Origin of the sequence: Micromonospora sp. NPDC003816 (genome assembly GCF_042874705.1) — a bacterium.
Classification (GTDB): domain Bacteria; phylum Actinomycetota; class Actinomycetes; order Mycobacteriales; family Micromonosporaceae; genus Micromonospora.
Window position 1 is genome coordinate 544,872 of sequence record NZ_JBIANP010000003.1, and the last position, 24,351, is coordinate 569,222.

Genomic DNA, 24,351 nt, shown 5'->3' on the forward strand with positions numbered 1-24,351 from the left:
GCGCGAAGCCGCCTGATCCGGTCAGAAGCGGGCGAAGGAGCGGATCGGCGCGCGGGGACCGAACTTCGGTGCCTGGACGCCGGCGACCTCCAGCAGCCGGCAGACCCGGCCCCGGTGTCCCCGGAACGGTTCCAGCAGCTCCAGCAGCCGGGCGTCGTCACCACGCGGCTCACCGGCCAACGCCCAGGCCACCGTGTTCGGTACGTGGTAGTCGCCGACGCTCACCGCGTCCGCGTCGCCGTACGCCACACGTACCACCTCGGCGGCGGTCCAGACGCCGATGCCGGCGACGGCGGTCAACCGGCGGGTGGCTTCGGCGCTGTCCGCGCAGCGCTCCAGCCGGTCGGCGACGGCGGCGGCCCGGCGCAGGGTCTCGGCCCGGCGCTGTTCGACCCCGAACGGGTGGAACACCCAGTACGGAGTGGCCGCGACGGCGGCCGGCTCGGGCGGCAGCAGCAACGGCACCGGCCCCGGTGCCGGTTCGGCGAAGTGACGGACGGTGGCGGCGTACGCCCGGTAGGCCTCCTTGCCGGTCACCTTCTGCTCGAAGACGGCCCGGAGCACCCGGGGGAAGACCAGGCCGGTGGCGGGCATCCGCAACCCGGCGTGTCGGGCCGCGAGTCGCGCCACCACGGGATGCGACCGGGCCAGATCGGCGAAGCCGGTCAGGTCGTCACGCAGCCCGGCGACGGCGTCGGCGTGCGCGACCAGCCAGTCACCACCCGGCCCGTACCCGTCGGCCCGCAGCCCGGACCCGGTCCCGTGCAGCGCGAGGGTGGCGGGTCCGGTCGGTGTACGGGTCGCCCACCACAGGGTGCCGTCGACGATCCGGGCGCAGGGATCGTACGGGCTGAAGGTGAGCGGCCGGATCGTGGCGGCCAGCCGGTAGCCGGGTGGCGGGCGCAGCGTCCGGCTCGCGGTCGGCGCGGTCCCGGTCACCACCCCACTCTGCCATCCGGTCCGGGGCGCCGGGGCGGCGCGGTCCGGGGGTGCCCTCGGCGGCGGTGCGCGGGACGACCAGCGGACACCGTCCGTTCACCGCTGGGCCACCTGAACGGCCAGGATTCTTCGGGCAGATACTCCCAAACATAGATGTATCTGGCGAGATCATCGGGCTTCGGCGGCGAGGCCACGGATTCATCGCTGTCCCGCTCCCGGACCCGCTGCTATGGTCCGACCTGCGCGGCACCCGTCCAGTCAGCACCTGACACCGGTGCGTGGCCGAGGAACGGCCGAACGGTCAGCGAATCGATCACCGAGCCGCGTACAACGGGGAGCTGTGCAGAAAGGCATTCGGGGATGACTGCTGGAGCGGTTGTTCGGTCCGGGCGGCGGGGAGCCGTCGTCTCGTCACACCGGCGTCACCACTGACGTGGCCGCCCGGGAGGTGACCCGCCGAACTCGACGGCCGGTCACGTGATAGCGCTGCGCGTCTACCGCCTGCTGCCGCTCGCTGCCCGGCGCCGCCTGCTGCGGCTGCTTCCGGAGCACCGGCGGATCGGCGTCGTGCGTACCCTCACCCGACCTCGCGGCGGCGAGACCCTGCATCCGGTCGGCGCCTCGGTGACCGTCACCGACGACGGCGTCCGCACCGAGGCCGAGGTGGTCGCGGCGGCCACACCGTTGCAGATGTGGCACCGCAACCTGACCGCCGTCACCTCCACCCTGGAGTCCGCCGGCATCGAATACCACTGCGTCCGCAACGACGACTACCTGCGCAGCACGGTGGCGGTGCTGGACGACGAGCAGGACGACCTGCGTGACCTGGTCGGTTCCGCGCCGCAGCTCGCCGGGGCACACGTCCGCATCGTCGAGGTCCGGCCCGGACGCCACCAGCCTGACCTGGCGCCGACCGAGGTGATTCAGGTGTGGTTCCCGGTGACCGACGTGCGGGCCGGTGTGGTGCTGGGCGCGGAGTTCGCCTGCGAGATCGAGCTGTGGACCCGCGTCGAGGACGTGGTGCGCGCACCCCGGCACAACGCGGTCATCGACGAGGCGCCGGCCGTCGCCGAGCCGGTCCGGGTCGCGGCGGCACTGCTCAGCCACTTCGTGCCCGAGGCCGACGACCACCACTACGGCACCCGCCGTGACCTCGCCGTACGCGCCCCGGACCGGGTCGGGTTCCCGATCGACGCGGTCTTCACCTGGGTGGACGGCTCGGACCCGGAGTGGCAGGAGCGCAAGCAGGCGGCACTCGGCACACCCGGCGACGCGCTGCACGCCATCGCCGCCAACACCTCCCGCTACCACAACCGGGACGAGCTGCGGTACGCGATGCGGGCGCTGCACAGCTTCGCGCCCTGGCTGCGGAAGATCTTCGTGGTCACCGACAGCCAACTGCCGAGCTGGCTCGATCCGAGCCACCCGATGATCACCGTGGTCTCGCACGCCGACCTCTTCGCCGACCTCGGCGGCCTGTCGTCGTTCAACTCGCACGCCATCGAATCCCGGCTGCACCGGATCGACGGCCTGGCGGAACACTTCCTCTATCTCAACGACGACGTCTTCCTGGGCCGCCCGCTCCTGCCCACGCACTTCTTCCATGCCAACGGGATCGCGAAGTTCTTCCTGTCCCCGGCGCAGTTCGGGCTCGGCGAGGCGAAGCCCGGCGACCCACCGGTGAACGCCGCCGGGAAGAACAACCGCCGGCACATCCAGCGGCAGTTCGGGGTGACCATCACGCAGAAGATGAAGCACACCCCGTTCGCCCTGCGGCGCAGCATCATGCACCAGATCGAGGAGGTGCTCCGGGCGGACGTCACCGCCACCGCCCAGCACCTGTTCCGGCACCACGAGGACCTGTCGATCCCGTCGTCGCTGCACCAGTACTGGGCGTACCTGACCGGCCAGGCCGTACCCGCCGACATCGAGTACGAGTACGCCGACCTCGGCCATCCGTCCACCCCGGCCCGCCTCGCCGAGCTGCTGGCGCGCCGCCACCGCGACGTGTTCTGCCTCAACGACACCGATTCGGATCCGCGCGCGTTCGCCGACCAGGAGCGGATGCTGGCCGACTTCCTGCCCCGCTACCTTCCCTTCCCCGCACCGTTCGAACTGCCCGACGACGAGGTGGCGGAACGCCGCACGCTGAGCGCCAGCGCACTGTGGCGTGACGCGCAGCAGTCGGTGCCGAGTGCGCGCCAGCCCTCGGTGGACGCTCCGACGCTGCCGAACAGCATGCTCAAGACGCTCGGCGACCTCAGAGGCGTCCCACTGCGTCCGGACGGCTGAACCCGTCGCGCCGGTCGTCAGCGGTGTTCGCCTTCGTCGTCTGTACGTCATTCTTAGTGGAGCCCAGTGTGGTAGGCCCTGCGCCTCAGGTCACGATCATCGTCCCGGTCTACAACGTCGAGAGCTACCTCCCCGAGACACTCACGTCGATCGCGGCGCAGACTGTGTTCGCTCAGTGTCGCGTGATCCTCGTGGACGACGGCAGCACCGACGGATCCGAATTGCTGGCGAAGCAGTTCGCCGCAGAACACGCGAACGCGACCGCTGTCCGGCAGGTCAACAGCGGGCCGGGCGCAGCCCGGAACCTTGCACTGGACATGGCGGATACGCCGTACGTCACGTTTGTCGACTCCGACGACATCCTGCCGCCCCGCGCCATCGAGCTGCTGCTCGCCGCGATCCTGAGGCACCGGGCGAGCATCGCGATCGGCGACATGAACACCTTTCCGAAGCCGACCGCCTTCCTGTGGAAGAAGCCGTTCGGGAAGGGGGACCGACTGTTGGACAGTGTGGTGGACGCACCCGAGCTGGTCTTCGACGCCGGTCCGTGTCACAAGCTCTATGACCTTGCGCAGATTCGGGAGCATGGCTTCCGCTTCCGCGAGGGTGTGCACTTCGAGGACGCCTTCCTGGCCATCCCGATGTTGCTCAAAGCGGAGCGGATCGCCCTGGTGGACGAGGTGGTCTACGAGTACCGCCGCCGCGGCAGCGGTGACTCCATCATGGACAACCTGTTCATCAGGGCGCAGAACTACTGGGACCACCTTGACCTCTGCGAAACCCTTGCAGAACTGCGCCCCGAACTGGATGTGTTCCGCCGCGAGGTATTGGAGCGCTTTCTCGTCCGCAGCTACCAGGGCTTCGCCATGCGTGCGCACACCTTGTTCGGTGATGCGGACCTGTGGCGGATCTTCGAGCGGTGCAGTCGGATCTACCAGGACATCGATCCGTCCTTCATTGCACGCTGGACCGCCGACACCCGGCACCGTGTTCCCTTCCTGGCCTTCAAGTCGTACGACTTCGACCTCTTCGCGCGGCCGTGGGAGCGGGTGCAGGGAGTGGTGGCCTGTGGGGGTGAACTGTTCCTGGACTACCCGATCGCGCCCGCACTGCTTCCGTTGACCAAGGTCAGTGCGGTTGCGGTACGGCTGGAGCAGGTCCGGGTCGCCGAGAACGGCACGATGGTCACCCTGTCGGGGCAGGTCCAGGTGAACGGCCTGCCCATGCATCGTCCGGTCCGTACCCCGCTGGGGCTGAGGGTGCGGGGCAGTGGGCTGACCGTGCCAGCGCTGCCGCAGCGTCGTCCGGATCTCAAGTCTGCTGACGACAGCCGTGAGTGGGCCGGCTTCACCGCCGAGATCCCCGCAGCTCAACTCCGTAACGGCAACCACAGCCTGCGTCTGGTCTTCCAGACCGAGACCGGACAGGCGTCCAGCCAGGCGGTGATCACGGCGGCCTACCTGCGGGACGCGCCGATGAAGCTGGTGGGAGACACTCGGATCCTGCCGAACTTCATCGGACGGGACAGCGCGGCCCTTCAGGTTCTCCGTGCCTCGGGCGCAACCGGTCAGCGGCGATGGCAGCGGATGCTGGTTCGTAAGGACCTCCGGCATGCCGTCGGGCGGCAGCCGTTCTGGAAGCAGCGTCTGCTGCGTCTGATCACCGAGCCGCTGATGCGTCGTCGTGACATCTGGCTGATCGGTGAGCGCAAGGACACCGCCCAGGACAATTCCTGGCATCTCTTCCGGCACCTGCGGAAGTCCGAACCCAAGCGGAACGTGTACTACCTTATCGCCAAGGGGAGCCCGGACCGCGAACGGCTGCGAGGGCTGGGTAACGTCGTCACGTGCGACTCGCTCCGTCACAAGTTCCTGCTCCTGCACGCCAGCAAGCTGATTAATTCGTATGACATCGACTCGTACATGCTGCCGTCGAAGTGGGACAGGACGGCATTCCTCAAGCACCTGAACTGGCGGATCGGCGCCGATCGCGTCTTTCTTCAGCACGGCGTCACGGACAAGGACGTCAGCGGTGGGTTGCATCGGGCCAAGACCGGGGTGGATCTCTTCGTCGCCGCTGCTGGCCTGGAGGCCGAGTACGTCGCGGAACACTTCGACTACGGCAGCGCTGCCCAGCGGCTCGGTTTTCCGCGCTTCGACGCCTTGGTGCCCGAGCGGGGTGGTCGGCGTATCCTGCTGATGCCCACCTGGCGTAGTTACCTGGTCAGCCCCTCCTACAACCCGGGACTGCCACCGCGGCTTCCGTTTGAGTCCTCGCGTTACGCCCTGTTCCTACAGGAGTTGTTCGCCAGTGAGGAGCTGAAACAGAGCCTCCGCCACCACGGGTACACCCTCGAATTCCTGCCGCACTACGAGATGCGGCAGGTGTCGACGAGTCTGGTGCCCTCGGATCCGTGCTTCGCGGTTGTCGATCAGACTCGGCGCAGCGTGCAGGACGCACTTCGGCAGTGCGACCTCTTCATCACGGACTATTCATCCACCGCGTTCGACGTCGCGTACCTCGGCACCCCGATGATCTACGCCCACTTCGACAGTGCGGAGTACTTTTCGATCGGGGGATACCGTCGGGGATACTTCGCCCACCATGAACACGGGTTCGGTCCCGTCTGTGAGACGGCTGAGGAGACGGTCCGGGCCATCGTCGGCTATCTGGAGAACGGCTGTCTCCGTGAGGAGGAGTACTCGCGGCGGGCGGCTGACTTCTTCGCGATTCAGGACCAGCACAACAGCCGACGGGTGAGCGCGGCTATCGCCGCTCTACCCGGCCCACGACGGTGATCCGACGACAACGCCGCGTCAGCCCGGCCAGGCCGGTAGGACAGACCGGTGCCGAAGGAGCAAGATGAGCGACGGGACCCCTTCTCCGCCGGAGACGCCACGGGCGGTGGCCGAGCCGTCGGGTTTCGTGGAGGTCTATCGGCGGGTGCTGAGCCCGCAGACCCGTCGGGCCATCGCGAAGAAGGTCAGTCCGCGTACCCGGCACCAGCTCAAGCAGTGGGTGGCCCGCGCCGCGGGGGACAGCCAGACCGCCGGCCGGCGGGGTGAGCGGTTGGCGCGTCGGCAGCCGGAACTGTTGGCCGGGGCGGACCGGGCGGTGGTCGTCGCCGACCAGGCTCCCCGGATCGCCCAGGTGGCGGCGACCGTCACCCCGGCCCGGGTACGGGCGGAGAACCTGGCGGCGGTGACGACGGCACTGGACGAGGCCGGCGTAGCGTACTTCCGGGTCCGTGGTGCCTCCCACCGGTCGTCGGTGGTCGCGGTCGACGCGGCGGATTGGGAGCGGGCGTGCGCCGCACTGGCCGCCGCCTGCGAGCGGGCACCCGGCTACGTCACGGTGCTCACCGACGGTGCGACGGGGACACCTGCCCCCGGGTTCGAGGCGAAGACCTGGCGCCGTGTCGCGGGCGCCACGGTGCTGCGGTTGACCTGGTATTGGACCGACCCCCGGCACCGGTTGGTGCTGGGTCAGGCGTACGGGTGCGAGGTGGAGTTCTGGACCCGCCAGGGGGCGGTGCTCGTCGCCCCGCGTCCGAACCGGGCGACGGCGGAGGTGGCCGCCGAAGAGCCCTCGGTGGAGGTTTCCGAGTCGCTGTTCACCGGGCTGGAGCCGACCGGCACCACGGCGACGGCCCGGACACGGCCCGCGTTCGCCGGTGCGCGTCCCTTCGACGTCACGTTCCCGGTCGACGTGGTCTACACCTGGGTCGACGGCACCGATCCGGACTGGCTGCGCCGCCGCGCCGAGGTGACGGGTGTGCCGTACCACAGTGAGGCGGCGAGCGCGGCGCGCTTCCTCAGCCGGGACGAACTGCGGTACTCACTACGTTCGCTGCACCTGTACGCGCCCTGGGTGCGCAACGTCTACCTGGTGACCGACGACCAGGTGCCGCCGTGGTTGGCGCGGTCCGCGCCGGGCATCCGGGTGGTCAGCCACCGGGCGATCTTCTCCGACCTGTCGGTTCTGCCCACCTACAACTCGCACGCCATCGAGAGCCAACTGCACCACATCGACGGGCTCTCCGAGCACTTCCTCTATTTCAACGACGACGTGTTTCTCGGTACCGAGGTGCTGCCCTCGGACTTCTTCCTGGCCAACGGCATCTCCCGCTTCTTCCCCTCGCCCGCGCTGGTGCCGCCCGGAGCGGCGACCGTCGAGGACATCCCGTCGTCGGCGGCGGGGAAGAACAACCGCGCCCTGATGGCCGAACGGTTCGGGACGGTGCTGACGCAGAAGATGAAGCACATGCCGCACGCGCTGCGGCGCAGTGTGCTCTACGAGATCGAGGAGAACTTCGCCGAACCGCACGGCCGGACCGCCGGCAGCCGTTTCCGGAGCATGACGGACCTGTCGATCGCCTCGTCGTTGCACCACTACTACGCGTTCCACACGGGACGGGCAGTGCCGGGGGACCTGCGGTACGCCATCGCCGAACTGTCCCACCCGGACACGCCCGCCCGGCTCGCGCACCTGCTGGCCCGTCGGGACCGGCACGTGTTCTGCCTCAACGACGCCTTCTCCACCGAGGAGGACCTGGCCGACCAACTCAAGGTCGTCACCCCGTTCCTGGACACCTACTTCCCGGTGCCCAGCCCGTGGGAGAACGGCTGAGAGACTACCGTGGCCGGCCGCGCCCGTAACGGGCTGCGACCGGCCACCGGTGACGGATCGGATCAGTAGTCCGAGCCGCTGTCCGACTTGGTCTTCGAGGGCGGGGAGACCGCCTTCGGGGTGCCCTTCGGCAGGCACTCCAGGTTCTTGCTGCCGTCCGGGTTCACCACGAACCAGGTACCGCCGACGCCCTGGCCCTTCCACTGGCCGGGCTTCTTGTCACCGATGTAGGTGTAGAGCGGCCAGCCGTCGAGCGTGATCTGACGGGTGCCGTCGGGGCGGGTGATGGTGCCCACCGCGTCGTCCGAGACGCCCTTGAGCTTCGGGTTGCCGTCGGTCAGCGCGGCCGGCCACACCTCGATGCACTGGCCCTCGCAGTTGCTGGCCGGCGGGTCGTTGGTGTCGTTGTCGAAGCGGTACAGGAGGAATCCGTCCTGGTTGACGACCGCGCTGCCCATCCGGGGGAACTTCTTACCGGTGAGGCTCTCGGTCAGCTCGACGCCGTCGGGCAGGGGAACGTCGTTCGCGTCCTCGGCGCCGGGTGATGCCGAGGCGCCCGGGGTGGCGCTCGCCTCCGGGTTCGCGCTGACCTCCGGGTCGGCGGTCACGGTGGGCTCGGCCGCGGCAACGGCGACCGGCTCGACCGCGCCGGCGTTCGTCCCGTCGTAGCCTGCGGGAGCGCAAGCCGTAAGTACGACCATGGCGCCCACGGCGCTCACAGCGATGACGGTCCGCTTGATCTGTGCCACGTGCCCTCCTCATGCTTGACAGTCACCGGGATATACGGGGACGACAGTGTCAAGGTTGAATGCGAAACGGTGGCTCATTTCACAGCGGACCGTTGAACCGGACGGCCCGAACCTGCGTATGAGTGCGTATCCGCAGACCAGCGCCATGAAGGCCCGCCTCCGAACGGAGACGGGCCTTCACTCACGCGGTACGGATCAGGGGGCGGGCACGGTCAGCAGCGACCGGGCGGTGCCCCTGCCGTTCACCTCCTGCACCTCGACGTGCTTGATGTCCTCCATCTGCACCGACGTGGTCGCGGAAAGGGCGGCCCGGGTCGGGTTGCTGTTGGTGCCGTACCCGGACGTCGGCACCGTCCAGGTGGAGACGACCTCGGTGCTGTTGTCCTTCTTGACCACGACCAGACGGCAGGTGCGCGGACCGGGCAGCCGGCCCAGGCTGAAGTCCATCTTGGTGCCGAAGTCCTTGCCGATGAGCCAGAACGTGCCCTCGACGCCGGTGCTCGGGTCGGTGACGTCGACCTGCTCGCCCTCCTGCTCGTTGCCGCCGACGCCGGGGCCCGGGTTACCGGTGCCGCCGCCCGACGGGTCGAACGGGGCGCTGCTCGGCCCCCCGGCGATGGGCGGCGCGCTGTTGTCACCGGCCAGGTTGCTGAACACCACGCCGGTCAGGCCGCCGAACACCACCACGGCCGCCGCAGTCGCCAGGATCTGCCGGAACCGGGCCTTGCGCCGGTGGCTGCGCAACGCCACGAGCGTACGGTCCAGCAGGACCGGATCGGAGTGTGTCTGCTCCAGCGCCGTCACCGACTCCTCGTCGATGTCGGAGAGCAGCCCGACCACCGGCACCATCGATTCCAGTTCGGCGGCGCAGGCCCAGCAGGTCGCGAGGTGTTCCTCGAACCGCTCCATGTCCTGTTCGTCCAGTACGCCGAGCGCGTACGCGGCGACGTCCATGTGGTCTACCCGGCTCATTCCGTCACCCCCCGTTCCTGTAGAGCTGTGCGCAGCGCGCGCAGTGCGTAGTAGACCCGCGACTTCGCGGTGCCCAACGGCAGCCCGAGTTCCTCGGCCGCCTCCGGCACCGTCCGGCCCCGGAAGTACGTCGCCACCAGGATCTCCCGGTGCGATTGACTCAACGTCCGCAACGCGTCCGCCACCGTCATCGAGCGCAACACCCGATCGGTGCTGTCCGACTCGGCGAAGGCGGTCAGGTCCCGGTCGTACGTCTCGGCCGGCCGGGCCTGCTCGCTGCGGTGCTCGTCGATGGCGATCCGGCGGGCCACCGTCACCAGCCAGGGTCGAAGCGATCCCTGTCCCTGCGTGCCCAACCGGTGCGCGTTGCGCCAGGCCCGCAGCAACGTCTCCTGGACGATGTCCTCCGCCCGCTGCCGATCCCCACCGGTCAGCCGCATCACGAACATCAGCAGCGGGCCGGCGTGTTCGGCGTAGAGCGTGCGGATCAACTGGTCGGAGTGGGCGGCCTCGGTCGTCGTGGCCTGGTGTCGGCCAGGGGCAGGTCGCGGCGTCACCGGGCTATTCTGGCGAGACGTCGCGCGGGAGTCGACCCCACGGTCGGACGTGGTCGGCCGCGACTGGGACCGAGCGGACATCCAGTCCACCCGCACCCGGTCGCCCTGCCAACCGACCGCCAGTGCATGCATGCAGACCTCCGGATGTCCATGGACAGAAAGCCGTCCCCCCACGGGCATGGCTGCCGAGTAGTACGGAGGGCCTCGCCGAACGGATCAACGGCGGACGGAAAAAATCCCCGGTGGGGGTGGTGTGGAGTCGCTGGCGTCGCTGTCGCGTACCGCCGGGACGCCTCCGACGAACCGGTCCAGGTCCGCGCCGGCAAGCACCCGGCCCGGGAACCAGTCGCCGGCGGCCCGCCGCGTCAGCGCCGCCACCGGCGGATCCTGACGGCCGGCGACCAGCACCAGGTTGCCGTAGCGCCGCCCGCGCAGCACCCCGGCGTCGGCCACCAGGCAGGCCCGGGGCAGCAGTTCCCGGACGGTCGCGACCTGTCCACGGGCGTACCGCAGCGGCGGGCCGTCGGCCAGGTTCGCCAGGTACCAACCGCCGGGCCGGAGCACCCGGGCCACCTCGGCGGCGTACTCGACCGAGGTCAGCCGGGCCGGTGTCCGGGAACCGGCGAAGACGTCCGCGACGATCACGTCGTAGCCGGCGTCCCGCCCGGCGGCCAGCACCGCCCGCGCGTCGTCCACCCGGACCTTCACCCGCGCATCGGGTCGCCAGGGCAGCTCCCGGCGGACCAGCTCGACCAGCGCACCGTCCACCTCGACGACCCGCTGCACCGAGCCGGGGCGGGTGGCGGCGACGTACCTCGGCAGGGTGAGCGCACCGCCACCCAGGTGCAGCACCCGCAGTGGCGCGCCGGCGGGTGCGACCAGGTCGATCGCGGCGGCCAGGCGGCGGACGTACTCGAACTCCAGGTGGGTCGGGTCGGTCAGGTCCACATGCGACTGCGGGGCGCCGTCCAGCAGCAGCGTCCACGACCCGGGCCGGTCCGGGTCGGGCGCCAGCTCGGCCTGCCCGGTGTCGACCTGCGCGGTGATCCGGTCGGCGTCGCGCCGCCGACCCATCAGCGACCTCTCCGGGCGGCGGCGGTCAACGCGCGGTGCAGCAGCCGGGAGTCACCCAGCCTGGAGCGCAGCAGCCGTTCCAGCCCGGCGATCGGCACCAGGTTCTGCGGGGCGCGGGGGTCCTTGTAGGGAGTGGAGGCGAACCGGGGAAGGGTGACCAGCGACAGGTCGGCCAGCCGCACCACCTCGGCGATCTCCAGGTCCGCCGAGCACTCCAGCCGGACGATCCCGGCCCAGGGCGCACCGGCGGCCACCGGTAGCCGGACGTACCACGACCAGCCGCCCCACGCGGTGCCCAGACGGAACACCGGGGAGCGGTGCCCGGCGGCGAGCCCGGTGACCACCGCGGTGAGCCGGGCGTCGAGATACTGGCTGTGCTGGGTCTTGATGTAACCGAGGGTGCGCGGCAACTGCCGCCGGTTGCGCAGCGGTCCGTCCACCACCAGCAGGTCGTCGTCGGTACGCGCGGCGGACGAGACCTCCACCTCCAGCGCGGTCAGCGGCCCCTGCACGGCGGCCGGCAGCTTGGCCAGCTCCCCGGTGCCGCTGACCCGGTGCACCGGATAGCGGACGGTGCCGGCGACCACGTCGGCGGCGGACGGGCTGGCCGTGAAGAGTCCCCGGCCCACCTTGGCGCCGGCCAGCTGGGCCGCGCCCCGCTCCAGGTCGCACCGGACCACCCCGGCGGCGTACGACGCGGCCAGGCCCGGGAACGAGGTGCCGTCCTCCTCCGCCGTCCAGACGCTGGCGTCGATCCGGCGTACCCCGTCGACCAGCAGCACCACGTCCGGGGCGCGCACCCCGGGCCGGGGGCCGATCGCCCGCCAGTCCACCACCGGCAGTTCGTGGTCCGCCTCCACCTGGGCGCTGCTCGGCGCGGCCGGTCCGGCCGACGCCTCGAACGAGGCCCCGTAGGCCGGATCCCACGCGTCGACGAAGAACCGTCCCGCGCTCACGGGACGAACCTTTCGTTCGCGACTGCGGGGCTCCGCTGCGCTGCACTCCTCGCGCTCACCGAACGAACCTTTCGTTCGCGACTGCGGGGCTCCGCTGCGCTGCACTCCTCGCGCTCACCGGCCGGTCCGTTCGATGCGGGCCGAGCGGGCGTCCTTACGGACCTCGAAGCGGACCGGGATGCGTTCCGCCAGGGCCGGTACGTGGGTCACCACGCCGACCATCCGGTCACCCCGGGCGGCCAGGTTCTCCAGGGTGGCGGCGACCGTGTCGAGGGTGGCCGCGTCGAGGGTGCCGAAGCCCTCGTCCAGCACGATCGACTCCAGGCTGGCCGCCGTGGTGGACATCCCGGCCAACTGCTCGGAGAGCGCCAGCGCCAGGGCCAGGGACGCCTGGAACGTCTCACCGCCGGAGAGGGTACGCACACCCCGGCGCAGCCCGGCGTCGTAGTGGTCGACGACGAAGAACTCGCCCTTGTCGTGGACCAGGTCGTACTGCCCGCCGGAGAGTTCCCGCAGGATCCCCGAGGCGCCGTCGACCAGCAGGTCCAGCGCCTCGGCCAGCAGCCACCGCTCGAAGTTGTTGGCGCGCAGGTGCCCGGCCAGCGCCCGCGCCACCTGCGCCTGGCGTTCGTGCTCGGCCCGCTGGGCGCGCAGCTCCTCGGCCTGGGTGCGGCGTTCGGTCAGCCGGCGCAGGTCGGCCTCGGCCCGTTCCACGGCGACCGTGGCGGCGCGTACCGGATCGTCGGAAGCGGGCATACCGGCGGCGGTGAAGATGCCCGCGATCCGGGCCGCGACCTTGGTGGCCACCGCCTCGGCCGCGGCGACCGACTGCGCCGAACCGGCCCGCTGCGTCCGGCGCTGCCGCACCTGCTCGTCGGCCCACTCCGACAGCGTCGTCCACGCGGCGGCGACGTCGTCCCGGTCGGCCGCCGGTGGTCCGAACCGGGCCACCCCGTCGCGTACCCCGTCGAAACGCCGCCACGCCGACCGTAGGCGCTCCTGTGCCGCGTCCAGCGTGCCCCGGGCCCGCCGGGCGGTGTCCCGACCGGCCCGCACCCCCGCCGCCGCCTCGTCGAGTGCCTGCCGCAGCCGCGCGTGCTCGGCCACCGTCGCCCGCAGCGCCTCGGCGGTGGCCGCCCCGGCCAGCCGTTCGTCCACCTCGGTGAGGCGGGTCCGCAGTCCGTCCTGCTCGGCGCGGGCCCGCAACAGCACCCGTTCCAGGTCCCGGGCGGCCGAGTCGCGCTCGGCCAGCAGCCGCTTGGCCGCCTCGCTGGCCGCCCGCGCCGCCTTGCCGGCCGCGACCGCCTGCGCCACCGCCGAACCGGCGGGCATCGCCGGCACCCGGGCGACGGTCTGCTCGCAGACCGGGCAGGAGTCGCCGTCGCTCAGGTGCGCCCGCAACGCCGCCGCCTGGTCGGCCGCCTTCGCGTCCTCGTGGGCCTGGAACGCCGCCGCCAACTCCGCCTCGGCCCGGTCGGTCGCCGCCCGCGCCTCGGCCAGCGCGCCGGCCGCCGCCTCGTGCTCGGCACCGGCGGTCCGCACCACGGCGCGTACTTGCTCCGCCTCGGCGGCGAGCCGGTCCCGGTCGGCGTACGCGCGCAGCAGCATCCGCAGCGCGCTCTCGTCACCGGCGGCGGCCAACTCCCCGCGCAGCTTCTCCTCACGCTCCTCGGCCAGCGACACCGCGCCCGCCGCCGCGTCCGCCTCGGACCGCGCGGCGTCCACCGCCCGGGCCACCTCGGCCACCCCGTCCGGCGCCCGGACCTCGCCCAGCACGGTCAACTCGGCGTCCAGCGCCGCCAGCGCCGACCCGGCCTCGCGCACCGTCGCCCGCGCCGCGTCCAGCTCCGGTACGGCTGCCGCCACCGCCTCCGCCAACTCCCGCATCCGGCCAACATGGTCGGTGACCTGCGCCAACGTGGCGTCGTCGGCGTCGGCGAGCCCGGCCAGCAGCTGGTCGACCGTCTCCAGTCTGGCCTCGGCCTGCCCGGCGCGGGCGGTGGCCCGCTGCTGCACCTGCTCGTAGACGCCGAGACCGAGCAGGTTGACCAGGATCTGCTGCCGGGTCGCGGGACGGGCGTGCAGGAAGTCGGCGAACTGCCCCTGTGGCAGCACCACGCAACTGGTGAACTGCTCGTACGGCAGACCCACCGCCTCCAGCACGGCGGTCTCCATCTCGGCCGGCGTACCGGCGACCACCTCGCCCAGGTCCTCCGGGCTGAGCCCGGTGTCCAGCTTGGTGACGTCGAAACCGTCGGGCATCAGTTGCAGACCGGCGTTCGCGGTCTTCGCGTTGCCCCGGCTGTCCCGGCGCACCACCCGGGTGGCCACGTAGCGGGCCCCGCCGGACTCGAAGACCAGCCGGACCCGCGCCTCGGTCGACGACGGGGCCAGCGCGTTGCCGAGCCCGCGCGCGCCACCCCAGCGCGGCACCGTGCCGTAAAGCGCGAAGCAGATCGCGTCGAGCACCGTCGACTTGCCCGAACCGGTCGGCCCGACCAGGGCGAAGAAGTCGGCGTCGGTGAAGTCGACGGTGGTCTCGTCCCGGAAGACGGTGAAGCCCGCCATGTCCAGCCGCATCGGCCGCATCAGTGCTCGACCTCCTCGATCAGCTCGTCGAAGAGTTCCCGGACTCCGTCGTCGGCGTGCCCCCGGTTGTCCAGGTAGTCGGCGAAGAGTTGACGGGGCGACCGGCCGGCCCGCTGGGCGACCCGGGTGCCGCTGCCCGGCGCGGGCACCAGCTCCGGATCGATGCGGATCTCCAACGCGCGGGGGAGCAACTCCTGCACGTCCTCCCGCAGCCCGGCCCGGGGCTGCTCGCGGACGTACACCCGCAGCCAGCCCTCCGGCGCGGTGATCTCGGCGAGCTGGGCCAGCGTGCCGCGTACCGTGTGCAGCGCCGTCGCCTCCGCGACCGGCACCTCCCGGACCCGTGCCGCCGTCGTGGCGGTCACCTCGACCAGGGTCACCGACGGGACGTTCTCCTGCTCGCCGAAGTCCACCGCCAGCGGGGCGCCGCTGTAGCGGATCGGGCACGGCCCCTGCACCCGCTGGGCGCGGTGCAGGTGCCCCAACGCGACGTAGTGGGCGGTGCCGGGGAAGACCGTGGCGGGCACGGCGTACCCGAGCACGGTGTGCGCGTCCCGCTCACCGCCACCGGTGCTCGCGCCCACCACGGTCAGGTGCGCGGTGACCAGGTGCACCCGGTCCGGCTCGTCGAAACCCTCGGTCAGCCGGGTGAGGATGCGTCCCAGGTGGTCGGCGTACGTCTGGTTGGTCTCGGCGGCGGTCAACTCGTACATCTCCACCGCGCGGATCGCGTACCGCTGGGACAGGAACGGCAGCGCGGCCAGCCGCCAGCGTTCCCCGTCGACGGTGGTGCCGTCCACGACGTGCTCGGCCGGATCCTCGCGGACCGCACCGCGCAAGGTGATGCCGGCGGCCTCGGCCCACGGGCGCAGCGCGTCCAGCGCCGCGCCGTTGTCGTGGTTGCCGCCGATGGCCACCACGTCGGCGCCGGTGCGGCGCAGCGCGGTCAACGCGCGGGTGACCAGGCGGGTCGCCTCCGCCGTCGGCGCGGCGGTGTCGTAGAGGTCGCCGGCGATGACGACCAGGTCGGGCCGCTCCTGGCGGGCGATGTCGATGACACCGGCCAGCACCTGCTTGTGCTCCTCGGCCCGGGACTGCCCCTTGAGGACCTTGCCCACGTGCCAGTCCGAGGTGTGCAGGATCTTCACGGGTAGCCCTCTCCTCGTGGCGAAGACGATGTCGTCTAGAAGGGGATGTCGTCGTCGGCGCTGCCGCCGCCGGAACCCACCACGGCGAACGGGTCGGCGGACTGGGTGATCGAGCGCAACGTCTGCGACGGTGCCGCACCGGCCTCGGAGACCCGGGTCGCCCAGGCCGGGAACGGGAACTCCAGGCAGAGCGGCACCGGGATGTCGGGCTGGTTGACGAACATCGTGCCGGGTTTGGCCAGCAGCGCCCGCTGCCGTTGCGCCGGGGGCAGGAAACCGTACTCGGGGCGGGACGCCTCGGCCGGGTCGAGCCGTCCGACCACCCGGATCGCCGAGTTGGTGACGATGCGCCGCTCCACCTCGCTGGCGGTCTGCTGCGCGCCGATCAGGATCACCCCGAGCGAGCGGCCCCGCTCGGCGATGTCCAGCAACACCTCCTTGATGGGGGAGGAGCCCTCGCGGGGGGCGTACTTGTTCAACTCGTCGAGCACCACGAAGAGCAGCGGCTTGGCGCCCTGCTTCTCCTTGTTGTCGAACTCGGTCTTCAGGGTCACGCCGACCACGAAGCGCTGCGCGCGATCCGGCAGGTTGTGTAGGTCGACGACGGTGACCTGGGCCGACTCGGCGGTGTTGATCGAGTGTGGGCGGCGGGTCGCCAGGTCGCCCCGGATCAACCGGGACAGGTCCTTCTTGCTGCCGATCAGCCGCCGGGCGAAGGCGTTCACGGTGCCCAGCCCGACCGCGCTGCCCGCCCAGTCGCTGCGGGTCTCGTCGTCGCTGAGCTGCTCGACGATGTGGTCGACCAGGTCGGCGTACGTGCCCAGGCGCACCCCGTCGACGCTGACCCCGCCGTCGGCGGGCTGGGCGTAGCGGGCCAGGTGCGCGGCGACCGAGTGCACCACCATCGTGTACTGCTGCCGCTCGTCGTCGGCGTCGGCGAAGACGTACGGCAGCAGGCGCTTCTCGCAGAACTCGGTCAGCGTCCAGTAGAAGCTGTCCACCCCGGTCAGGCGGTTGTGTACGTCGGGCGTGCCGGAGGAGTCGCCGACCCTGGGTGGGGCGTACACCCGGACGTCCGGGAAGGCGTCGGCGACCAGGCCGAGCCGGGCGTACGCGGCCCGGGTGGGATCGTCCAGCCGGGCGTTCGGGTGGTCGAGGAAGAGCAGGTCCTCGCCCTTGACGTTGAAGATCAGCGCCTTGGCGTTGACCGCGTCCCCGCCGAGCTGGCCGGAGCGGAACACCGAGTAGAGCAGGAAGGTGGCGAAGCTGGTCTTGGTGGCCACCCCGGAGATGCCGGAGATCGACACGTGGGCGCCACGGGTGCCGTCGAGGAAGTCGGCGTTGAGGTAGACCGGCACCCCGTCGCGCCCGGTGCCCATCGGGACGCGTCGCTCCATCCGGTCGAAGTGCAGCGCCCGGGCGCGCGCGTCCCCCTCGGCCCGGTGCACCACCGCGCCCGGGTGCGGCGGCACGTAGAACTCCGGGTCCACCCGGGTGGTGGTGATCTCCGCTGCCTCCTGCACCTGCGCCGGCAGCGTGCCGTCGGCGATGGCGAACACGTCGGAGTCGAACTGTGCGCCCTCGTGCCGCGCACGGACCTGGGTGACCACCCCGGCGATGGTCACCGGCTCGCGGTCCGGCAGCTCCCGCCGGGTCACCACCACGTCGTCGAGCTGGAGGTAACTGCCGGGGGCGACCGCCGTCCAGAACTGCAGCGGCGTGGCGTCGGCGGTGCCGAGCACCCGACCGACCCCCTCACCCGGGCCGTCGAGCCCGCCCGGGTCGACCCCCTCGCGCGGGCCGTCGAGCTCGCCCGGGCGGTGGATCCCCTGGTCAGTCATCAGACGGCTCCGGTCGGCTGGTCGTCGCGGTCGGCACACACGCCCTGCATCCTGCCGGAGGAGTACGACAGGCCGCCACGCGACGCGGCGGAGACCACGCCCCGGCCACCCGCCGGGCGCGTACGGCGACCGACCGTGGACCCTGCGTGCCGGTGGCCGCCTACCGGTGTCGTCGTGGCGGCTGCCCGGTCGGGTCGAGCCGCCCGGCCAGCTCGTGCACGGCCGCCTCGTACCCCCGGTCGGTGTGGTATGGCCAGTGCTGGTCGATCGGGGGCGGGACGGTGTCGTCCGGGTCGACGACGACCGCGCGGGGATCGCGGAGCCGACGGTCGACCGTACCGGCCGGCCCCGACACGCGTGGACGCTCGCCCGGGTGGTGCGCGGAGAAGATCGGCCCGCCCACCGGGTCGGTGTCGCGCCACAGGTTGACCCACCGCCAGCCGATCCGGTCGCCCAGCTCGTGCAGGGTCGCGTCGCCGAGGAAGGCGGGGAAGAGGCGGGCGTAGAGCCGGTGCAGCGGGCTGCCGTGGGTCAGCAACGCCACCCGCTGCCGCACCGAGTCCGGCAACTGGAGCAGCGTGGCGGCGGCGAGGACGGAGCCGTGACTGTGCCCGGAGAGCACCACGTCGCCCCGGGCGGTCAGTGCGGTGACCCGCTTGGCCAGCTCCGGCACGGCCCGCTCGGCGTAACAGGGCGGCGCGAACGGATGCACCGTACGCGGCCAGAACGTGCCCAGGTCCCAGATCACCGCCACCGTGCGCCGGGTCTCCTCGGACCGGTACGAGAGCACCCCGAGCACCAGGATGCCGAGGCCGACCAGCCCGATCACGTACATCCCGACGTCGGTGGCGATGGCCAGGTTCGTGGTCGCCGTGCCGTCGGTGTGGATCATCCGTCGGCTCAGGTCCGACGGTCCGATGCCGATCAGGTCGAGCCCCACCGCGGCCACGCCGATCAGCGAGAGCACCAGGAAGACGATGAAGGCCGGGGTGAGCTGCTCGGCGATCGCGGCCCGGGCGACCACCTCGCGGACGGCCCGGCGTCGGTTCACGGCCTCCGGCGGCACGTCGGGGAAGTCCCGCCGCACGACCTCCTCGGCCATCCGACGTCGTCGGCGTCGGCTGCTCAGCACCCGCCACATGGTCGTGGCGGCCACCACCACGATCGCCACCAGGCCGGCGAGCGCGGCCCACCGGTAGGAGACGGGTGGTTCCAGCGGTGGTGCGCCGGGCAGGTTCGGCCGGGCCGGGTTCGGGATCTCGCCCCGGTCCAGGAAGTCGGCGACCCGGTAGACCAGGGCGGCGGAGAACCCGTACGCGGCGGCGATCGCCGCCGCGGCGAACACCGGCGCGGCCAGGCCGCTCAACCAGGACGTGCCCTTCCCCGCGCCGTGTCGTCGCTGGTGCAGCGTGGCGGCGGTGAGCGCGGCCAGCAGGGCGGCCTGGACCGCGACCAAGGCGGCCACCGCCCCTTCGTAACCGGGCAACTGCTCACGGGGCGGGGGCGGCTCCAACGGGATCACGGTGTAGATCAGCGCCAGCACGGTGAGCCCGGTGGCCACGACCCGCACCGGGCGGATGCCCCGGAAGTCCACCGGTCCCCGGCCCTGCCCGTCGCCCACCCGGCGAGCGGGCATCGTGAGCAATACCACGCAGGCCGCGAGCAGCAACCAGGCCGCCACGAACAGCACGTACGCGACCGGGGTGGGAAAGATGTTGATCTGTGCGCCGAGCAGGATGACGTCCAGGGTGCCCAGCCCGACCGCCCGGTGGATGGCGCGCAGCCGCTGCACCACGAGCGCGTCGTTCCAGAAACCCGGACTGTCGATCCGGTCCTCCCCGTCGCCGCCCCGGTCCTGGCCGCGTGCGGCCGGGAACGCCTCGAAGACCCGGGCGGACCGCTCGCCGAGCCACCAGAGCAGCCGCAGCGCACCGATCGGGACCAGCGCGAGCAGCGCCAGGCGCGGTCCCAGCGGCAGGTACGACAGCCAGGACAGGTACGGGCGGTTCCGCACGCAGGGTTCGTAGGGCGTGCACTGCCAGCCGACGATGTCCACGGTCACGCCGACGATGGAGAGAACGAACGCGACCGTCAGGGTGGCGGCGAGCAGACGGCAGAGCGGACCGATGGGGCTGCCGCTGCCGCCGGTCGGCGGCCGGGCCCACACCGCCAGGTTGACCAGCATGAAGGGCAGCAGAAAGAGCAGCGACAGGGTACGCACCGCGCCGCCCGCGGTGAGCGCACCCCAGCGGTACGCCTCCACGTGCATCCCGCCCGGCCGGTCGCTGATCCCGAAGCCGGGGCGGGGGCGGTAGAACCCGGCGTTCGTGTCTCCGGCGACCCGGATCACCACGGGATGGTCGAGCAGCGACTCGGCGGAGGTGCCGGAGACACCGTGCACCCGTAGCTCGACCACCTCGTGTGCCAACGCCCCGCCTCCCGGCAGTTGCCGATCCGGGTTCACGGTAGTGAGCCGACCTGCGGCTACGTGGCGGATTACGGCAACTCGCCCCGGTGGCGTCAGCCTCGGGCGTAGCGCAGCAGCAGGGTGCCGTCGGCGGCGTGCAGCACGTGCCGCAGTGGCAGGTGTCGGGCGGGACTCGGGTCACCGGCGGTGATCCGACCCGCGCCCGCGCCCGCGAGCAGTGGGGCGACCGACAGGCAGACCTCGTCGACCAGGTCGTCGGCGGTGAGCGCGCCGAACAGGTGCGGGCCGCCCTCACAGAGCACCTGGTCGAGCCCGCGTCGGCGCATCTCGGCGAGGCCGGCGACGAGGTCGACCCGGTCGTCGCCGCAGGGCACCACGTCGGCCACGGTGGACAGCCCGGTCGGTGGGACGGCGTCGGACCGGGTGAGCACCAGGGGGCGTACCGGGGCGTCGGCGAAGGCGGCCTGCTCCGGGTCGAGTCGTCCGCTGGCGGAGACCACCACCAGGGTCGGGTACTCGGTCAGCCCGTGCCTCCGCCGCCAGGCACGACGGCGTTCGTCGAGCCGGATCGCCCGGTAGCCCTCGTGGCGCAGCGTGCCGGCGGCCACCAGCAGCGCGTCGCAGAGCATCCGCAGCAGCCCGAACACCCGCTTGTCGGGCTCACCGGAGAGCCCGGCGGAGTAGTCGTCGAGGCTGACCGCGCCGTCGACACTGGTCACGAAGTTCATCCGCAGGTGCGGTCGGTCGGCACGCCGGTAGAGGGCGGTCAGCGCGTCGTCGTCGACCGGCCCGGGTGACGGCTCGGGCCAGAGTGCGTGGATCGGAAGTCCGACGGTCATTCGCCGGCCGGACCGGTGACCGGAGGGGTGGGGCGAGGGGTACGGTGCTGGCAGTCGCACCAGTTACGGCCCGGACACTCGTCGTGCCGCCGTGTCCGGCACGCTCGGCAGATCATGCTGGCAGCCTATGCCGGGGGAGGATGACGCAGCATGTCACGTCAGATCTTCACGCTGCGGATGTCGCTGTCCGGGGTGCGTCCCACGATCTGGCGACGGGTCCTGGTGCCCGGTGGTTACACCCTCGACCGTGTTCACCGGGTGGTACAGCACGCGATGGGGTGGCGCGACTGCCACCTGCACTCGTTCGAGATCGACGGGGTGCAGTACGGCGAACCCGACCCCGACGGCGAGTTGGGCGTGCACGACGAGTTGGACGTACGCCTGGACGCGGCGGTGGGCAAGGGCGCCCGGTTCCACTACACGTACGACTTCGGTGACTGGTGGGAGCACGACCTGGTGGTGGAGGACGCCTTCGCCGCCGATCCGGACGAGCGCTACCCGATCTGCCTGGACGGTGAGCGCGCCGGGCCGCCGGAGGACGTCGGCGGTCCGCAGGGTTACCTACTGCTGCTCGCCGCGCTGAGCGACCCCGGCCACCCGGAGCACCGGGCGATGCGGGAATGGGTGGGTCCCGGATTCGACCCGGACGCCTTCGACGCAGGTAGGGTCAGCACGCTGCTGCGCCGACTCTGCTGATTCGTTACTCAGCGATCACGTTGAGCAGCCCCGCGCTTCGTTCGTGAGCGCGGGGTAAACATTTTCGCGGTAACGATCTGGGAACGCTCCCAGCGGGCTATTGACACTCCGGATACCTCCCGGCAATCTCATGGGAGCGTTCCCAAGATGGCGTGGATCACAGTCCCGCCCCGAGCGCCCGACACCGACAGACCAGGTCGGTGCCGGATGGCGCTGCGGCACCCCCCACCACACATAAACCAGCCTCACCACTGAAAGAGGGGTCAGGATGAGCCTCACCACGCGGCGTACCCGCCTGGCGGCAGGCGCGCTGGCGGCGGTCACCGCTGTCGGCGGTCTCGCGGCCTGCGGAAGCGACGACAGCAACACGGGCGAGGGCGGCAAGCCCGCCAAGCTGGTCGTCGACACCTTCGGCGAGTTCGGCTACGACGAGCTCGTCAAGCAGTACGAGCAGGAGACCGGCATCAAGATCGAGCTGCGGAAGACCGCGCAGCTCGGCGAGTACCGGCCGAAGCTGGTCCGGTACCTGGCCACCGGCAAGGGCGCGGCGGACGTCACCGCGCTGGAGGAGGGCATCCTCAACGAGTTCAAGGCCAACCCGCGCAACTGGGTCGACCTCAACCCGCTCGTCGAGGACCACTCCAAGGAGTTCCTGCCCTGGAAGTGGGAGCTGGGCAAGGCTCCCGACGGGCGCCTGATCGGTCTGCCGACCGACGTCGGCAGCCTCGCGGTCTGCTACCGCAAGGACCTGTTCCAGGCCGCCGGCCTGCCCACCGAGCGTGACCAGGTCTCGGCGCTCTGGCCGGACTGGAACGGCTTCCACCAGGCCGGTAAGAAGTACAAGGACGCGACCGGCAAGGCGTTCATCGACTCGATCACCGCGGTCTCGAACGGTGTGCTGTTCCAGCAGGGCAGCGACCTGTTCTATGACAAGGAGAACAACATCATCGCGGACTCCAGCCCCGCGGTGAAGGCCGCGTGGGACACCGCGACCTCGATGTCGGACATCTCCGCCAAGGCGGCGACCTGGTCGCCGGAGTGGTCGGGCGGCTTCAAGCAGGGCACCTTCGCGGCGACCTTCTGCCCGTCCTGGATGCTCGGCATCGTGGCGGACAACTCGGGTGAGGCCAACAAGGGCAAGTGGGACGTCGCGGCCGTGCCGGGCGGCGGCGGCAACTGGGGCGGCTCGTGGCTGGCCGTGCCGGAGCAGAGCGCGCACCAGAAGGAGGCGGCGAAGCTCGCCGAGTTCCTGACCAAGGCCACCAGCCAGGTCGACGCCTTCAAGCTCAAGGGCCCGCTGCCCACCAACCTGGAGGCGCTGAAGGACGAGGCGTTCCTCAGCTACACCAACGAGTACTTCAGCGACGCGCCGACCGGCAAGATCTTCGGTGAGAGCGTCGCCAAGATCGAGCCGGTTCACCTCGGCCCGAAGCACCAGGCGGTCAAGGAGAACGCGCTCGAGCCGGCCCTGCGGTCGTTCGAGAACGGGCAGGCCAACAAGGACAAGGCCTGGGAGCAGTTCGTGAAGGACGCCGCCATCCAGGGCGCCTTCTGACAGTGATTTCCCACCGGTGGCGTCCGGGGACTACCCCGGGCGCCACCGGTCGGTCCCCGTCTGGGTTGCACCCTGCGCGTGGGCCCCCTCGGAAGGGCTCCCGCCGGGAAAGGAAAATCATGAGCCTCTCGGCCACGACGGCCCCCCCGTCGAACGTCACACCACCCGGCTCCGAGCCCCCGCGTCGGCGCGGGTTCCTGCTCAACCGCCTGGATCTGAAGTACTCCCCGTACCTCTACATCGCGCCGTTCTTCCTGATCTTCGGCATCTTCGGGTTGTACCCGATGCTGCGTACCGCCTGGATGTCCCTGCACGACTGGGACATGATCGGCGACCAGACGTTCATCGGGCTCGACAACTACGCCGCCCTGATCAAGGACGACTACTTCTGGAACGCGCTCTACAACACGTTCGGCATCTTCGCGCTGTCGACCATCCCGCAGTTGCTGCTCGCGCTCTTCCTGGCGAACCTGCTCAACAGCACCCTGCTGCGCGCCAAGACCTTCTTCCGGCTGGCGATCTTCATCCCGAACGTGGTCTCGGTGGCCGCCGTCGCGATCGTCTTCGGCATGCTGTTCCAGCGGGAGTTCGGCCTCATCAACTGGCTGCTCAGCTTCGTCGGCGTCGACAACATCGACTGGGACGGCCAGCGGTGGAGCTCCTGGACCGCGATCGCGACCATGGTCAACTGGCGCTGGGTCGGTTACAACACCCTGATCCTGCTCGCCGGGATGCAGGCCATCCCGAAGGACCTCTACGAGGCCGCCTCGATCGACGGCGCCGGCCCGTGGCGGCAGTTCTGGCAGATCACCGTCCCCATGGTCCGCCCCACCCTGATCTTCGTGATCATCCTCTCCACGATCGGCGGCATGCAGCTCTTCACCGAGCCGCTGCTCTTCGCCAACGGCAGCATCCTCGGCGGTAACCAGCGGGAGTTCCAGACCCTGGCGATGTACATGTACGAGAAGGGCATCGAGAACCTCAACACCGCTGGCTACGGCGCCGCCGTCGCCTGGGCGATCTTCCTGATCATCGCGTTGATGTCGCTGCTCAACTTCCTACTCGTCCGCCGTTCGGCCAAGTGAGG

Annotated in this window: 17 protein-coding genes; 6 read left to right on the forward strand and 11 right to left on the reverse strand. The window is 71.1% G+C overall.

Translation table 11 applies throughout. The features are described from left to right. Positions 1–21 precede the first annotated feature (21 nt). Complete coding sequence (locus tag ACFYTT_RS13375; RefSeq protein ID WP_387259156.1) at positions 22–939, reverse strand: DNA-3-methyladenine glycosylase family protein; 918 nt, start codon at positions 937–939, stop codon at positions 22–24. A gap of 477 nt (positions 940–1,416) precedes the next feature. Between ACFYTT_RS13375 and ACFYTT_RS13380 the strand changes: the two genes are divergently transcribed. From ACFYTT_RS13380 to ACFYTT_RS13390, 3 genes are all read left to right on the forward strand, one after another. Beyond that, positions 1,417–3,231, forward strand: a complete 1,815-nt coding sequence (locus tag ACFYTT_RS13380; protein ID WP_387259157.1) for a stealth family protein — start codon at positions 1,417–1,419, stop codon at positions 3,229–3,231. Between the two features lie 23 nt (positions 3,232–3,254). Next, positions 3,255–6,029: a CDP-glycerol glycerophosphotransferase family protein gene (locus ACFYTT_RS13385; protein WP_176093092.1), complete on the forward strand. Its 2,775-nt coding sequence runs from the start codon at positions 3,255–3,257 to the stop codon at positions 6,027–6,029. 64 nt (positions 6,030–6,093) lie between these two features. Next, the gene (locus ACFYTT_RS13390) at positions 6,094–7,860 is read left to right on the forward strand and encodes a stealth family protein (protein ID WP_387259160.1); all 1,767 of its coding nucleotides are present in this window, start codon (positions 6,094–6,096) and stop codon (positions 7,858–7,860) included. A 62-nt stretch (positions 7,861–7,922) separates the two neighbouring features. Here ACFYTT_RS13390 and ACFYTT_RS13395 read toward each other — a convergent pair whose 3' ends face one another. The 10 genes from ACFYTT_RS13395 to ACFYTT_RS13440 form a co-directional block, all read right to left on the reverse strand. Then, positions 7,923–8,609 (reverse strand): hypothetical protein, encoded by a 687-nt coding sequence (locus tag ACFYTT_RS13395; RefSeq protein ID WP_131052823.1) that lies wholly within the window; start codon positions 8,607–8,609, stop codon positions 7,923–7,925. 195 nt (positions 8,610–8,804) lie between these two features. Beyond that, the gene (locus ACFYTT_RS13400; RefSeq protein ID WP_131052822.1) at positions 8,805–9,581 is read right to left on the reverse strand and encodes a zf-HC2 domain-containing protein; all 777 of its coding nucleotides are present in this window, start codon (positions 9,579–9,581) and stop codon (positions 8,805–8,807) included. Continuing rightward, complete coding sequence (locus ACFYTT_RS13405) at positions 9,578–10,270, reverse strand: sigma-70 family RNA polymerase sigma factor (protein ID WP_119579049.1); 693 nt, start codon at positions 10,268–10,270, stop codon at positions 9,578–9,580. Before ACFYTT_RS13405 ends, ACFYTT_RS13400 begins: the two co-directional genes overlap by 4 nt. Positions 10,271–10,354: 84 nt before the next feature. Then, on the reverse strand, positions 10,355–11,212 hold the full coding sequence (locus tag ACFYTT_RS13410; protein ID WP_357212359.1) for a fused MFS/spermidine synthase: 858 nt from the start codon (positions 11,210–11,212) through the stop codon (positions 10,355–10,357). Continuing rightward, entirely contained in the window at positions 11,212–12,168 is a 957-nt protein-coding gene (locus ACFYTT_RS13415) for a hypothetical protein (protein ID WP_176093096.1), read from the reverse strand. Before ACFYTT_RS13415 ends, ACFYTT_RS13410 begins: the two co-directional genes overlap by 1 nt. Positions 12,169–12,282: 114 nt before the next feature. Then, positions 12,283–14,757 (reverse strand): AAA family ATPase, encoded by a 2,475-nt coding sequence (locus ACFYTT_RS13420; protein WP_387259165.1) that lies wholly within the window; start codon positions 14,755–14,757, stop codon positions 12,283–12,285. Then, a complete protein-coding gene (locus tag ACFYTT_RS13425; RefSeq protein WP_387259168.1) occupies positions 14,757–15,905 on the reverse strand; it encodes an exonuclease SbcCD subunit D in 1,149 nt (382 codons plus the stop codon). The genes ACFYTT_RS13420 and ACFYTT_RS13425 overlap by 1 nt, the downstream gene beginning before the upstream one ends. 35 nt (positions 15,906–15,940) lie before the next feature. Continuing rightward, complete coding sequence (locus ACFYTT_RS13430; RefSeq protein WP_236145592.1) at positions 15,941–17,746, reverse strand: ATP-binding protein; 1,806 nt, start codon at positions 17,744–17,746, stop codon at positions 15,941–15,943. Positions 17,747–17,906: 160 nt separating this feature from the next. Further along, positions 17,907–20,210, reverse strand: a complete 2,304-nt coding sequence (locus ACFYTT_RS13435; RefSeq protein WP_387259171.1) for a hypothetical protein — start codon at positions 20,208–20,210, stop codon at positions 17,907–17,909. 56 nt (positions 20,211–20,266) lie between these two features. Further along, positions 20,267–21,013 carry a pyrimidine reductase family protein gene (locus tag ACFYTT_RS13440; protein ID WP_131051778.1) on the reverse strand — a complete coding sequence of 249 codons (747 nt, stop codon included), beginning with the start codon at positions 21,011–21,013 and terminating at the stop codon, positions 20,267–20,269. A gap of 150 nt (positions 21,014–21,163) precedes the next feature. Between ACFYTT_RS13440 and ACFYTT_RS13445 the strand changes: the two genes are divergently transcribed. From ACFYTT_RS13445 to ACFYTT_RS13455, 3 genes are all read left to right on the forward strand, one after another. After that, a complete protein-coding gene (locus ACFYTT_RS13445) occupies positions 21,164–21,709 on the forward strand; it encodes a plasmid pRiA4b ORF-3 family protein (protein WP_387259174.1) in 546 nt (181 codons plus the stop codon). 268 nt (positions 21,710–21,977) lie between these two features. Next, positions 21,978–23,264, forward strand: a complete 1,287-nt coding sequence (locus tag ACFYTT_RS13450; RefSeq protein ID WP_131051776.1) for an ABC transporter substrate-binding protein — start codon at positions 21,978–21,980, stop codon at positions 23,262–23,264. A gap of 119 nt (positions 23,265–23,383) precedes the next feature. Next, positions 23,384–24,349, forward strand: a complete 966-nt coding sequence (locus ACFYTT_RS13455) for a sugar ABC transporter permease (protein WP_357212369.1) — start codon at positions 23,384–23,386, stop codon at positions 24,347–24,349. The last annotated feature ends 2 nt before the right edge of the window (positions 24,350–24,351 follow it).